Genomic DNA, 13,005 nt, shown 5'->3' on the forward strand with positions numbered 1-13,005 from the left:
GGCGATGACCGCGGACCTGTCCCGGCTCACCGGATTACGATCGGGTAAGAGTTCGTTCTACCCGCAGTATCGCGGTGCGGCCGAGCGCCTCGAACGCGTCGTGCATGCCTTGGAGTTGATCTCGCGGGCTTTGGTGCGCACCGTCGAGGGGCCGGAAACCCTCGTCTGCGCGGTCGCGGAAGCTGCCCGTGCGCATCTGAGTGCCAACTGGATAGTCTTCGCCTTGGCTGACGGAACTTTGCCCGACGCCGGACCACGGCGACTGGTTCTCGGCCCGGACGCCACCCCTTTTCTGGTCGACAACGTCGAGGGGCCGCCACTTCCGGAGGATGTCGTCGAATGCCTCGACGACATCCGGTACGGAAGAATCGAATCCAACTCGGTGATCGACGCGCACTACGCGTTTGTGCCGATCGTGCTCGGTGGCGGCGTGGTAGGTGCCTTTGCAGCCTGGACGCCGGCCAACCGAACCCTCGACACGACGGACGGAGCCGTGCTCAGCATTCTGGCCAGCCAGACTGCTGTGGCTCTGCAGAATTCGGCGCTCTATCAGCGCGGACAACTACTGCTCGAGCGTGCCGAAGATGCGTATGCGGAGGCCAATCGTACTGCAGCCGACCTTGCGGTGCGCAACAGCGAATTGGAGTCCACTCAGCGTCAACTCGGAGTGGCGCACCGGCACCAAGTGGTCGACGACGAACGTCACCGGATCGCCCGCGAACTGCACGACAGTGTGACACAGGCGGTGTTGTCGGCCGGCATGCAGATCGAGGTCTGCCGGAGTGACATCCCGGAGGCTGAACGCAGTGAAAGACTGGACTTGGCAAAGGATTTGACCAGGAGGGCGGTCGAGCAGCTTCGTTCGGCGATCTACGCGCTCAATCATTCGTCGGACGCGGACCGGACGTCGTTGCCCGAGATGCTCGAGCAGCTCGGCGTGGTTCACATGCCGGACGAGTTGGCGGTGAGCGTTCGCGTCGGCGGTACCCCGACCGAACTTCCGGGCGATGCCGAACACGCTCTTCTCCGGATCGCGGGGGAAGCGCTCTTCAATGCAGCGGTCCATGCTCACGCGAATCGGGCGGTGCTTCGTCTGACCTATCGGGCGGACTCCGTGTTGCTGTCGGTCTCCGACGACGGTGACGGCGACCCTGCGCGAATGCGTCTGATCCTCAAACTCGCAGCCACCAACGACGTCGACGGCCGCCATCGCGGTCTCGCGAACATGCAGGCGCGAACACTCGAGTTGGGTGGTGCGCTCGAAGTACGGCGCGCGCGGATCGGTGGGATTCAGATTCTCGTGCGACTACCACTGCCGTTCGACTCGGGCATGGAAAACCTTTGCTCCACCACTGAAATCGAGAGCGAGGAATCATGACTACTGCGCGTCCCGTCATCACCCGCGGAGCATCGCCGGTTCTGGGATTGGTTCGAATCGTCCTGGTCGACGACCATGCAATTCTGCGGCAAGGGCTCCGCTCGGTTCTCGAGCGCGAAAGCGATCTCGAGATCGTGGGGGAGGCGTCGTCCCTCGCCGAGGCACTCGCCGTGGTCGACAAGGTCGGCCCGGACATCGTCCTGATGGATCTCAAACTCTCCGCCAGTTCGGACTACGAGGGACTGACCCTGTGTGGCCAGCTGTCCTCGGCGCATCCCGGCCTCGGACTGTTGGTTCTCACCACGTTTCTCGACGATCAACTGGTGGTGCGAGCGGTGCACGCGGGTGCTCGCGGCTATGTCGTCAAAGACGTCGACACCACCGAATTGGTGCGTGCGATCAGGGCGGTCTCGCGGGGTGAGAGTGCGTTCGATTCGCGCAGCGCGTCAGCTGTCGTGCGATCGCTCAACGGGCAGTCGTCGTCGAAAGAACGATTGACCGATCGCGAACTCGAAGTGCTCAGACTCCTCGCAAACGGCTTGTCCAACATCAAGATCGGTGAGAGATTGTTCATCTCACCGACCACCGTCAAGTTTCACGTCAGCAACATCATGCGCAAACTCGAGGTGAGCCGTCGAGCAGAGGCCGTCTATGCCGCGAGTAAGCAAGGTCTGATCTAGCTCTGCTCGGAGACCGTCCAGGCGCGCAGCGCTTGATGCTGTAGGAGGAGCACGCTCGAACGAGTTGTGCGCAGAGTCGACGCGGTCATCTCGGCAGTCAGACCCACTGCGATTCGTAGTACCAGAACCTCACGTTGGTCGTCGGTCAGGCGACGCGGGCGTTTGAATTGTCCGTCGATGTTGCGTGACTGGGGAATTGACGCAATTCGTCGAGAGGCCAACTCGTACGCGAAGGTCTCGATGCGTGTGTCGGCCGAGATCGTGTCGGACATTCGTGTGACGACGTCCAGGGTGCATTGGTGGGCGAGATCGTCGGCGAATGTCGCGACGGGCGTCCCGAGGAGTCTGGCGCGATAGTAGAGAACGACGCGAGGGTGCAACCGGGCCAGTAGTTTCGACAGTGCATGGTGATCACCGGCGAATGCCTCGGCGGCGGTGCGATTCAGGGAAATCGATCGTTCACAGGTTTCGGGTGAAGCGGTACGCGCGAAGGGTGGAGTCGGTGAAGTGTTCGCGCCCCTGATCGACAGCTTCATCAGCAACTCCTCGATTACACCGCACCTGACCATGCTGGAACGAGAATTGAGGTACCCCGCCGAAATTGCGGGTAAACCTGAAGTTACCTGCCAGGTGTCCGGTCTTTTCGCCGGGAGCGCCAGTCCGCGAGCATTCGCGGCATTTCCGCGGCCATGAAGTCGAAGAAGTCGCGCAGATCTGCCATACGATCGCCGGCGGTTGTTCCTTCACCGAGGACTCGTATGCCCTCGTCCGCAACTGCCGAGACCTGGTAGAGCGAGGACTGTTTCGTGACAAACGCGTCGGCCCACATGTCGACGCTGACGCAGTAGTGCTGACGCCGCGATCCGGGGACGGCCACACGCTCGATCAATCCGACTTGCTGGAGGTATCGGACGGCTCCGGAAATGGCGGCGGGGCTCACTCCCAACCGAGATCCGAGATCTCCTGGCGTGGACGAGGGTGTCTCGCTGGTCATCAACGCGGCCCAGACGCGGGCGGGCATCGGCGGAAAACCCATGTCGCTCAGTACGAGTGAGAGTCGCTCGACATAGTGTCGGCTCTCGTCCGGTGCAACGGTGTGGCTGGTGTCGGTCATCGGAACCCTTCGATCTTTCCGTCTTTTCTATCTTCACACATTTGTGAAATCGGCGTACGGTCAAATTCATGGGTGCGGCAATTTCAGTGAAAAGCCTCGTCAAGACCTTCGGTACCACCCGCGCGCTGGACGGCCTCGACCTCGACGTCTCGACGGGTGAAGTGCACGGATTCCTGGGGCCGAACGGTTCCGGAAAGTCCACCACTATTCGGGTGCTCCTCGGCCTGCTCCGCTCGGACTCCGGAGACGCAACCGTTCTCGGCGGCGATCCGTGGCGAGACGCTGTTACTTTGCATCGACGTCTCGCCTATGTGCCTGGCGACGTGAATCTGTGGCCCAACCTCACCGGCGGTGAGGCTATCGATCTGTTGGCGGGCCTGCGCGGTGGCCTGGACCGAAAACGCCGCAGCGAGTTGCTCGATCGCTTCGAATTGGACCCGACCAAGAAGGCGCGCACGTACTCGAAAGGTAACCGGCAGAAGGTTGCACTCGTGGCCGCGTTCTCGTCCGACGTCGACCTTTACGTCCTCGACGAACCCACATCGGGGCTCGACCCGTTGATGGAGGCGGTATTCCAGGACTGCGTCGAGGAGGTGGCTCACGCCGGAAAGACGGTACTGCTGTCGAGCCATATCCTCGCCGAGGTCGAAGCGCTGTGCGATCGCGTGAGCATCATCCGCGACGGGCGGACGGTGGAAGAGGGAACACTGTCCGAACTCAGGCATCTCACGCGCACGTCCGTCGCGGCGGAGACGCAGCGTCCGATCGACGGACTCGACGGACTCGGCGGTGTCCACGACGCGGTGATCGACGGTAACCACGTCACCTGCGAAGTCGAAAGCGCGCAACTCGGACCACTCATGACGTACTTGGTCGGATTCGGAATCGTGGCGCTCACTTCCACTCCGCCGACTCTCGAAGAACTTTTCTTGCGGCATTACGGTGACGAACGGGCCAGGGAGACTTCGGTACACCTGCGAGCCGAGACCGGAGTACGGCCGTGACCGTTGTTGTCGAGGCCGCTCCACCGGTACCGGCCTCGGCAAGTCAATTCACCGGCACACGCCGACTGGTTCGGCTGGCTTTGCGGCGGGACCGAATTCAGCTCTCCGTGTGGGTTATCTCCATCGTCTTGTTCATGCTGCTGGTTGTCGCCAGTGTGACCGGGCTGTACTCGACACCCGAGGAATTACGAAACATCGCAGTCAGTTCCGCGGTATCGCCGGTCGCGCTGGCGACCAACGGGATCGTGTCCGGTGATTCGCAGGGCGCGATAGTCGCCAGTCAGTCGGTGCTCGTGTTCGCGTTGGTGGCCGCATTGATGAGCACCCTTGCGGTGGTTCGCCATACGCGACAGAACGAGGAGACCGGCCGAGCCGAGATGATCGGTGCAGCGGTGGTAGGTCGACGAGCGCTCCTGACCTCCACATTGATCGTAACGGTCGGTGCGAACGTCGTTCTTGCACTGGGAATTGCACTGGGATCGATCGCCGTCGGTTTGCCTGTCGTCGGTTCGTTCGCGTTGGGCGCCTCGATAGGTGGGACCGGAATCGCGTTTGCCGGAGTGGCAGCCGTGACGGCGCAGATCACCGACGGTGCTCGTACGGCCAACGGCCTGGCGGGTGCCGCGATCGGCGTTGCGTTCATGCTGCGCGCGATCGGCGACGTGAACAGTACGGTCGTCGACGACGGAACTCGCGTGGTCAGTGGCTGGTTGTCGTGGCTCTCGCCGATCGGATGGGCACAACAGATCAGACCTTTCGACGACGACGCCTGGTGGATCCTGTTGTTGCTGATCGGATTCGCGGCTGTGCACGTGGTGGTGGCTTTTGTTCTCATCGGCCATCGCGATCAGGGAGCGGGACTCGTTCAGCCCCGACCCGGCCCGCCAGTCGCGGCATCGTGGCTACCGTCGGCTTGGGGCCTGGCGTGGCGCATGCAGCGAATGACGATGTTCTGGTGGATCTTTGCCGTTGTCATACTCGGGTTCGCGTACGGCGCTGTGGGCAACGAGATCGACGCGATGGTGGGATCGTCGCAGCAGACCGCGGAGATGTTCGAGAAACTTGGCGGCGGCGGATCGGATCTGGTGGATTCCTACTTGGCCACTGCTCTGGGGCTCACGTCGATAGTCATCGCGGCGTATTCGGTCCAGAGTCTTCTCCGGATGCGGGGCGAGGAAACTTCGGGACGGCTCGAACCGTTGCTGGCAACGTCTTTGTCGCGGTGGAGGTGGATGCTTTCCCACCTGGGTGTGGTTGTGGGCGGCGTGATCCTCGCGCACGTCTTGATGGGTGCCTTCACCGGATTTGCCTTCGGGCTCGTCACGGACGACATCGGCGGCAACACACTTCGCATGACTGGCGCCGCGTTGGCCTATCTGCCTGCGGTGCTCGTAGTCGTGGGGTTGGTGTCGTTGGCTTTCGGACTGTTTCCGACGTACGCGTCGGCGCTCTCCTGGGGAATCTTGGCGGCATGCATCGTGCTCGGGCAACTCGGCACGTTGCTGAAGCTTCCGCAGGTAGTGCTGGATCTGTCGCCCTACACTCACGTGCCGGGTGCCCCTGCCGAGCCGGTGACAGTTCTGCCACTGCTGGCAATGATCGTTGTGGCAGTGGTGCTTTCGACAGCATCGCTTGTTGCGTTCCGTCGTCGCGACCTCCAGGTGTAGGAGAGCTGAAACTCAACTCAGAATTCGACGAAGCTGGCGAGCCCGAGCAGCAAGTCGTCCGGTCGAGTCGAATAGTTCGGATTCGTCAACACAGAGAGTGTCCGTCGCCCAGGCAGTCCCGTGGCGTAGGCGATACCACGGTGACAGCGTTCGGGGATCTGCCGTGAGGTGCTCCGGGGTGAAATGCGCGGTGAACTCGATGGTCGGTATGGCCACGGGCATCGTCAGTGTCGCGAACAGTCCGGGCGGAAGCGCGTCGAGAAGGACCGCGGCGCGCTCTTGGGCCGTGAAATCGAGGTCTGTGAGCAGGCGGATCCAGACGTCGAATTCAGGGGAGTCGCCACCGGCGAACGGCCTCGCGGAATTGATCGGCCGGATGTCGAGGTGCTGGGCGAACGGCACAAAATCCACCGGGATCTCCAGCGGCGGCAGGGTTGACGGGTCGGCCGGAGCCGGTTCGGCGACAGGGGCGGACATTGTTGTAGCTCCTATGTCGCGGGCCAACCGAACGAGAGCGGATCCCGAACCGGTCAGCGTGACGTGGCAACTGACGGTCCGCCCGCCCCGCATCTCGCCGACAGTCAACTCGGCCGGCCCAGGAGGAACGGGGCGGTCCAGATGCGCCGTGACTGCCAGCGGTTCGGCTCCGGACGCGTCGGCCGCCACCCGCAGCATCCGTGCAATTGCGAGTCCGCCCTGGATGCCGTCGAAACTCCGCCAACTGGAGTCGAATTCGGTGTGATGACGCGCTGCGTCGGTCGACGGCGCGGCCGCCACTGATGCCTGACTAGTAATTGCCATAGTCAGCACCCTAGGTGCTGACTATGGCTATGGCAAGCTAGGGTCTATTCGGGAGTGCTGGACGACCCACCGAAGAGCATGTAGATGAGGATCTGAAGAATGCCGAGAGGATTGATCTCGCCGAGGCTGCTCATGTGTGAGGAACTCCTGATTGCAGGGATGGGTATTGTTGCGTCGCAACGTCACTGAAAGTACGGCAATTCGAACAGTGTGGTGCGAAATTTACCGATAATTCACTGTCCGCGAGTCGAGCGGCAGTGCAGGTAGGCGTCAGTGACCACGTCGAGAACGCGATTGCCGTGTGCATCGACCAATTTCGCTGTGATGGTCACCAATCCTCGCGCGCGATTGTCGAACACGACGTTGTCGACGGTGACCTTTCCGCTCAGGGTGTCACCGGGGCGAAGCGGACGGAGGAAGCTCACGTCGCGCATGGTTTTCCCGGCGATCACGTTCCACTGGTCGTAGAGACTGGCGACCACCAACTTCTGGCAGATCGACAGGGTGTGCAGCCCGCTGGCGATCAACCCGCCGAAGACGCCGGACTCGGCGGCTTCCTTGTCGATGTGAAACCACTGGGGATCCCACTGAGTTGCGAACTCGACGATTTCCTCTTCGGTCACCGAATACGAACCCAATGGGATCACTTGGCCGATCTCGAGATCCTCGGCGAACACTGCGCGTTTGTGAAGGGCGGCCGAATCGTTCATGGTTGTGAAAATCTCCTGCGTGTTCCGGGTGTACTCGGAACATACTCTCGCAGTGTGTTCGAGTCGGTCTCCGGTGTCGTCGGGCAATGCAGGGTCACTAGAATCGCCACATGGTCGACGACGCGAAAATCGAGCCGAGGGCGCTGGTAGGAAAGTGGCACTTCGAGCGGGACATCGTCGACCGCCTTTCCGGTTCCACCAAGCATGTATTCGGCGAGACCACTATCTCCGACGCCGGTGACGGTCGGATGCGCTGGTACGAGAGCGGCACGCTGCGTGACGGCGACCTGGAATTACCCGTGTTCCGAACTCTGTTCATTGCCGAGCGCGGCCTCGAGTGGGCCGTGACATTCGAAGACGGCAGAGAGTTCCACGACTGGGCGCCGGGGGAGGAAGTCGAGCACCTGTGCGGTGCGGATACCTACCGCGGGCGAATCGACGTCACTGCCGGAGATCGATCGACCTGGACTGTCGTCTGGACCGTGACGGGGCCGAGCAAGGACTACACGATGACCACGCATCTCACCCGGCCCTGATCACATCGCTCGCCAGTTACTCGACGCCGATCGTCACCTCGGTGGACTTCACGAATACCGTTGCGGCTTGGCCTGGTTCAAGATCGAGATCCAGTGCGGCATCGCGGGTGATCGACGAGGTCACAATCTGATTCCCGCCGTCCAACTTCACCTTGACCGTCGCCATGACGGTGCCGAGGTTGACCTCGGTGATGGTGCCGGTGAGTTGATTTCGTGTGGACAGTCGCATCGCTGAACTCCTGTGCTCTCGGGTGGGTGTTCTTCGACCATAATGCGATGGTCGCGTGTCTACCCAGCGATTCCGCAGGTGCGGACATGCGGGCGCCGCCGGTGCGCGAATATTGTCGGGCGGTGGAGGTAGATTCCGGTCATGACTGAACCCGTGAAAGGCCCGGCGTCGTATTTTCCGTCGATCGAGAAGAAGTACGGTCGGCCGATCGGTGAATGGCAAGAGCTGATCAGAAGCTCAGACCTCACGAAGCACATGGAATTGGTCAACTGGTTGAAGTCGGAGCACGGTATGGGTCATGGGCACGCGAATGCGCTTGTCGCCCATACGCTGAAAGAAGGCTAGTTCTTTTCAGGCGGCCGATGCGTCCAGCACCAACCAGCCGCCGTGATGCTCGAATACCTCGAACGGCACACGGCTCTGCCGGCCGACCGCACGCAGTGACTCGAGATCGAAAGTGCGGATGTGGCCGTGGCACGCGGTGGCTTCGTCTTCGAAGGGGACTGCAATGACGACCCGTTGACGCGCGATCCGGAGTGCTTGCGCGATCACGGCCTCGCCGACTGCGTCGTCGACGTGTTCGAGGAGATGAATCGCGGTGACGGTGTCGGCGCTGTTGTCCGGTGCCGGTACTTCACCCGCGTCGCAGATCACCGTGTCGATCGTGATGCCGAGTTCGGGGGCGACCGCGTCGAGCAGGATCATCGTTCCGGGCAGGATGTCCGTGGCGGTCACGTCCATTCCGGCGCGCGCGAGCCGCAGGGGCAGGAAACCGAAGCAGGAACCCAGATCGAGTACGGAACCGCGAACCAGTTCTTCGGCTTTGTCGTGAATCGGCGCGAAATCTGCAGTGCCGTCCAATAGTTCGGCAAGGGAGTTCCGGTAGTAGGTGGTCCAGGATTCGAGAGCGCCGTCCACGGTGGAGCGAACCAGGCCGACCATCGTCAACTCGAATTCGTCCTGACCGAACTCCGCGTCCTGGATCGACGAGGTGACTCCGGCGACGAGTCGCTCACTCAGATCGGCGGGAGTGAGGGAGTGCCTGACGTGGAGGCGACCGCCTCGGCGATCGAGCGAGATCGGACCGGACTCGACGCGTTCGACGGTGACATGTCCGAACGACCACAAGCCCGGCGTCGACGGCGCCAGGGAATCCAGGACGGGTTCGTTCGTGATGGTGGACATGATCGCCTTTCTCAGGTGGTGATGCTTTCTCAGGTGCTGATACCGGTCCGCAGGGACTGCGTACCTGTTTTCAAGAGTTCCGGTAGCTCGAGTGAATCGTCGGTGAGCCACTGCTCGTACGCCGACATCGCGACCCCGAGCAGAAGATAGCCGACCGTGCGTGGGCCGTGATCGGTCGGCTCGAGATTCATTCGGCGTGCGACGTAGTCGGCGACCACCTGCCGCCAACCTTCGTACATCACCACAGAGTATGCCTGAAGCGTCGGAACTTCGAGGATCAATTCCATCCGTTTGCGATGTACCGCAGTCTCTTCCGGTGGGAAGGTGTTGAACGTCAACAATGCGGATTCGAGTGCGTCGACCAACGGAATATCAGCGGGCAGTGAATCCAGGTGCTCGCGCATCTCGTCGAGATGTCCGTCGAAGTCTCCCCAGGGGACGGCGTTCTTGGACGGGAAGTAGCGAAAGAAGGTCCGACGCGCGATGCCGGCGGCGTCGGCTATCTGGTCGACGCTCACCTCGTTGAAGCCGACTGTCGAAAACAGTTCGATCCCGATCGTGCTGATTCCCTCCTTCGTTGTGGAGGGGCGACGACCTATCCGAGCGGACGGTTTCTTGCGGCTACGCATACTTTTTTCGCTCCATGTGTGTCATTCTGCACTCGATGCCATTACAGTGGTGAACCGAGTCACAGTGAAGTCCCACTAGTGACCACCAACTCCCAGGTTGGAAGTCTGATCTACAGACTTCCAGACGGAGTGCGACCGCAGGAGGAATCCATGTCAGATCGTGACAACAAGGCGCTCGAGAACGACCTCGTCGAGGAGTCCCTCGTGGAGGAAGTTTCCATCGACGGCATGTGCGGCGTGTACTGACCGTGTCTGCTTTGGATCTCGATGCGGGGTGGAAACTCCACCCGCAGGTAGCGCTTCGCCCCGAACCTTTCGGGGCGTTGCTCTACCACTTCGGAACACGCAAGCTGTCGTTCCTGAAGAACACGACCATCGTTGCGGTGGTCAAGGCGTTGCCAGACCATCCTGATGTCCGGTCCGCACTACGTGCGCAAGGCATCGAAGATGACGCGGCTCCCCAATATGCCCGCGCGCTGAGCACTCTCGCCGACTCGCACATGATCGTGCCTGTCTGAGCCAGACGCTCGCCCCCACGTGCGGAACAGCCCTTCCGCACGTTCGCCCGCTTCATTTCTTCGCGAGGACACAGCCATGACCTCAGTTCTTGAACAGCCCTCCCCGCCCGCCAAGGTGGGTCGCCTCGTCGATCAGTTCGAACTCGGACTCGACGCCCCCATCTGCCTGACGTGGGAACTCACCTACGCCTGCAACCTGTCCTGCGTGCACTGCCTTTCGTCGTCGGGTCGTCGTGACCCCAACGAGCTGAGCACCGAACAGTGCAAGTCCATCATCGACGAGCTGCAGCGTATGCAGGTTTTCTACGTCAACATCGGTGGCGGCGAGCCGACGGTACGCTCCGACTTCTGGGAGCTCGTCGACTACGCGACCGACCACCAGGTTGGTGTGAAGTTCTCCACCAACGGCGTGAAGATCGACAAGAAGGTCGCGGCGCGCCTCGCAGCCAGTGACTACGTCGACGTGCAGATTTCCATCGACGGTGCCACCGCTGAGGTCAATGACGCTGTGCGCGGGCCTGGTTCGTTCGCGATGGCCGAGCGCGCTCTCGCGAACCTGAAGGAAGCCGGCTTCAAGGACGCCAAGATTTCGGTGGTCGTCACGCGGCACAACGTCAGTCAGCTCGACGAGTTCAAGGCTCTCGCGGACAAGTACGACGCGACCCTGCGCATCACTCGACTGCGTCCTTCGGGCCGCGGCGCCGACGTGTGGGACGACCTGCACCCGCGTCCGGAGCAGCAGCGTGAGCTCTACAACTGGCTGGTCGCCAATGGCGAAGGCGTCCTGACGGGCGACTCGTTCTTCCACCTCTCCGCCTTCGGCGATGCACTGCCCGGTCTCAATCTCTGTGGCGCGGGCCGCGTCGTGTGCCTGATCGACCCGGTCGGTGACGTGTACGCATGCCCCTTCGCGATTCACGAGCAGTTCCTCGCCGGAAACATCGTGAAAGACGGTGGATTCCAGGAAGTCTGGCAGCACTCGGACCTGTTCGAGGAGCTGCGATCGCCCCAAACCGGTGGCGCCTGCAGCAAGTGCAACCACTACGACTCCTGCCGCGGCGGCTGCATGGCAGCCAAGTTCTTCACCGGACTGCCGATGGACGGACCTGACCCCGAGTGCGTCATCGGCAACGGTGAAATGGCACTGGCGTCGGCGGGCGAGGTCCCGAAGTCCAGTGTCGACCACTCCCGTTCCGGTCAACGTAAGACCCCACGCGCATCGGTGCCACTGACACTGATGATGCGTCCGCCCGCCAAGATTTGTGACGAAAACCCGCTTGCGGGAATGCAGTAACTACTGCGCGATACCGACAGTGCGGCGAAAGCTGCACCCCAGAGAGGTCAGTTCAATGGCTAAGAATGCTTTCTTCGAGACGGTGGCAGAAGCACAGCGCCGTGCGAAGAAGAGGTTGCCCAAGTCCGTGTACGCGGCGTTGGTGGCGGGATCCGAGAAAGGGCTGACGGTCGACGACAACGTCGCGGCATTCAGCGAATTGGGTTTCGCTCCCCACGCTGCCGGGCTGTCGGACAAGCGCGAGATGTCCACCACCATTATGGGCCAGGACATTTCGTTGCCCGTCATGATTTCACCGACCGGTGTGCAGGCAGTGCACCCCGACGGTGAAGTAGCGGTAGCCCGTGCGGCTGCAGCACGGGGAACAGCCATCGGACTGAGTTCTTTTGCCAGCAAGTCCATCGAAGAAGTTGCCGCGGCCAACCCGCAGGTCTTCTTCCAGATGTATTGGGTCGGCAGCCGCGACGTGCTCCTGCAGCGTATGGAGCGCGCTCGCGCTGCCGGTGCCAAGGGCCTGATCATCACCACCGACTGGTCCTTCTCGTACGGTCGCGACTGGGGCAGCCCGTCCATCCCCGAAAAGATGGACCTCAAGGCGATGTTCCAGTTCGCACCCGAGGGAATCATGCGCCCGAAGTGGTTGCTCGAGTTCGCCAAGACCGGCAAGATCCCGGACCTGACCACCCCCAACCTCGCGGCTCCCGGCCAGCCTGCACCGACGTTCTTCGGCGCATACGGCGAGTGGATGCAGACTCCGCTTCCGACGTGGGAAGACATCGCCTGGCTTCGTGAGCAGTGGGGTGGACCGTTCATGCTCAAGGGCATCATGCGCATCGACGACGCCAAGCGAGCTGTCGACGCCGGTGTCTCCGCTATCTCGGTCTCCAACCACGGTGGTAACAACCTCGACGGCACCCCGGCGCCGATCCGTGTGCTCCCGGGCATTGCCGAGGCCGTGGGCGATCAGGTGGAAGTTGTTCTCGACGGCGGCATTCGACGCGGCGGCGACGTCGTCAAGGCGCTCGCACTCGGAGCCAAGGCCGTCATGCTCGGGCGCGCCTACCTGTGGGGCCTCTCGGCCAACGGCCAGGCCGGTGTCGAGAACGTGCTCGACCTCATGCGGATGGGCATCGACTCGGGGCTGATGGGCCTCGGCCACTCGTCCATCACCGAACTGAGCCCGGCGGACCTGGTGATTCCGGAAGGCTTCACACGCACATTGGGTGCCAGCTGAGATTACGGCTCCGATAGAGCTGTGAG

17 protein-coding genes are annotated in these 13,005 nt (G+C 62.0%); 10 read left to right on the plus strand and 7 right to left on the minus strand.

The window, feature by feature from the left end:
- The first annotated feature begins 4 nt into the window (after positions 1 to 4).
- Positions 5 to 1,378 carry a MadS family sensor histidine kinase gene (locus KTR60_RS08910; RefSeq protein WP_003941844.1) on the plus strand — a complete coding sequence of 458 codons (1,374 nt, stop codon included), beginning with the start codon at positions 5 to 7 and terminating at the stop codon, positions 1,376 to 1,378.
- Positions 1,375 to 2,058: a MadR family response regulator transcription factor gene (locus KTR60_RS08915; RefSeq protein WP_042453153.1), complete on the plus strand. Its 684-nt coding sequence runs from the start codon at positions 1,375 to 1,377 to the stop codon at positions 2,056 to 2,058. Before KTR60_RS08910 ends, KTR60_RS08915 begins: the two co-directional genes overlap by 4 nt.
- Here KTR60_RS08915 and KTR60_RS08920 read toward each other — a convergent pair.
- Both KTR60_RS08920 and KTR60_RS08925 read right to left on the minus strand, forming a co-directional pair.
- Positions 2,055 to 2,594 (minus strand): hypothetical protein, encoded by a 540-nt coding sequence (locus tag KTR60_RS08920; RefSeq protein ID WP_007728324.1) that lies wholly within the window; start codon positions 2,592 to 2,594, stop codon positions 2,055 to 2,057. The genes KTR60_RS08915 and KTR60_RS08920 overlap by 4 nt on opposite strands.
- Positions 2,595 to 2,677: 83 nt before the next feature.
- Positions 2,678 to 3,172 carry a GbsR/MarR family transcriptional regulator gene (locus KTR60_RS08925; RefSeq protein ID WP_007728322.1) on the minus strand — a complete coding sequence of 165 codons (495 nt, stop codon included), beginning with the start codon at positions 3,170 to 3,172 and terminating at the stop codon, positions 2,678 to 2,680.
- A 68-nt stretch (positions 3,173 to 3,240) separates the two neighbouring features.
- On the opposite strand from KTR60_RS08925, the gene KTR60_RS08930 reads away from it, so the two are divergent.
- Positions 3,241 to 4,176, plus strand: a complete 936-nt coding sequence (locus KTR60_RS08930) for an ABC transporter ATP-binding protein (RefSeq protein WP_228402038.1) — start codon at positions 3,241 to 3,243, stop codon at positions 4,174 to 4,176.
- The gene (locus tag KTR60_RS08935) at positions 4,173 to 5,843 is read left to right on the plus strand and encodes an ABC transporter permease (RefSeq protein WP_228402039.1); all 1,671 of its coding nucleotides are present in this window, start codon (positions 4,173 to 4,175) and stop codon (positions 5,841 to 5,843) included. Before KTR60_RS08930 ends, KTR60_RS08935 begins: the two co-directional genes overlap by 4 nt.
- Positions 5,844 to 5,855: 12 nt before the next feature.
- Here the strand turns inward: KTR60_RS08935 and KTR60_RS08940 are convergent, their stop codons facing one another.
- Together KTR60_RS08940 and KTR60_RS08945 are read right to left on the minus strand one after the other, a co-directional pair.
- Positions 5,856 to 6,644: a thioesterase family protein gene (locus KTR60_RS08940; protein ID WP_042920993.1), complete on the minus strand. Its 789-nt coding sequence runs from the start codon at positions 6,642 to 6,644 to the stop codon at positions 5,856 to 5,858.
- A gap of 233 nt (positions 6,645 to 6,877) precedes the next feature.
- Positions 6,878 to 7,354, minus strand: coding sequence for a MaoC/PaaZ C-terminal domain-containing protein (locus KTR60_RS08945; protein WP_050656084.1), 477 nt, complete (start codon positions 7,352 to 7,354; stop codon positions 6,878 to 6,880).
- A 110-nt stretch (positions 7,355 to 7,464) separates the two neighbouring features.
- Between KTR60_RS08945 and KTR60_RS08950 the strand changes: the two genes are divergently transcribed.
- The gene (locus KTR60_RS08950) at positions 7,465 to 7,890 is read left to right on the plus strand and encodes a DUF6314 family protein (RefSeq protein ID WP_003941962.1); all 426 of its coding nucleotides are present in this window, start codon (positions 7,465 to 7,467) and stop codon (positions 7,888 to 7,890) included.
- A 16-nt stretch (positions 7,891 to 7,906) separates the two neighbouring features.
- Here KTR60_RS08950 and KTR60_RS08955 read toward each other — a convergent pair whose 3' ends face one another.
- The gene (locus tag KTR60_RS08955; protein ID WP_003942061.1) at positions 7,907 to 8,119 is read right to left on the minus strand and encodes a TOBE domain-containing protein; all 213 of its coding nucleotides are present in this window, start codon (positions 8,117 to 8,119) and stop codon (positions 7,907 to 7,909) included.
- A gap of 141 nt (positions 8,120 to 8,260) precedes the next feature.
- Between KTR60_RS08955 and KTR60_RS08960 the strand changes: the two genes are divergently transcribed.
- Complete coding sequence (locus KTR60_RS08960) at positions 8,261 to 8,464, plus strand: DUF4287 domain-containing protein (protein WP_007728313.1); 204 nt, start codon at positions 8,261 to 8,263, stop codon at positions 8,462 to 8,464.
- A gap of 6 nt (positions 8,465 to 8,470) precedes the next feature.
- Here the strand turns inward: KTR60_RS08960 and mftM are convergent, their stop codons facing one another.
- Complete coding sequence (mftM, locus tag KTR60_RS08965; RefSeq protein ID WP_058038123.1) at positions 8,471 to 9,304, minus strand: mycofactocin oligosaccharide methyltransferase MftM; 834 nt, start codon at positions 9,302 to 9,304, stop codon at positions 8,471 to 8,473.
- Between the two features lie 29 nt (positions 9,305 to 9,333).
- On the minus strand, positions 9,334 to 9,933 hold the full coding sequence (mftR, locus tag KTR60_RS08970; RefSeq protein ID WP_007728311.1) for a mycofactocin system transcriptional regulator: 600 nt from the start codon (positions 9,931 to 9,933) through the stop codon (positions 9,334 to 9,336).
- Positions 9,934 to 10,083: 150 nt separating this feature from the next.
- Between mftR and mftA the strand changes: the two genes are divergently transcribed.
- From mftA to mftD, 4 genes are all read left to right on the plus strand, one after another.
- On the plus strand, positions 10,084 to 10,179 hold the full coding sequence (gene mftA / locus KTR60_RS08975; protein WP_063836238.1) for a mycofactocin precursor MftA: 96 nt from the start codon (positions 10,084 to 10,086) through the stop codon (positions 10,177 to 10,179).
- Entirely contained in the window at positions 10,164 to 10,451 is a 288-nt protein-coding gene (mftB, locus tag KTR60_RS08980) for a mycofactocin biosynthesis chaperone MftB (protein WP_007728309.1), read from the plus strand. The genes mftA and mftB overlap by 16 nt, the downstream gene beginning before the upstream one ends.
- Before the next feature lie 76 nt (positions 10,452 to 10,527).
- On the plus strand, positions 10,528 to 11,745 hold the full coding sequence (mftC, locus tag KTR60_RS08985; RefSeq protein ID WP_003942089.1) for a mycofactocin radical SAM maturase: 1,218 nt from the start codon (positions 10,528 to 10,530) through the stop codon (positions 11,743 to 11,745).
- A gap of 55 nt (positions 11,746 to 11,800) precedes the next feature.
- Complete coding sequence (gene mftD, locus KTR60_RS08990; protein WP_003942047.1) at positions 11,801 to 12,979, plus strand: pre-mycofactocin synthase MftD; 1,179 nt, start codon at positions 11,801 to 11,803, stop codon at positions 12,977 to 12,979.
- Positions 12,980 to 13,005 lie beyond the last annotated feature (26 nt).

It is taken from the genome of Rhodococcus sp. C1 (assembly GCF_020809065.1).
In the GTDB taxonomy this organism is placed as follows: Bacteria; Actinomycetota; Actinomycetes; order Mycobacteriales; family Mycobacteriaceae; genus Rhodococcus_F; species Rhodococcus_F qingshengii.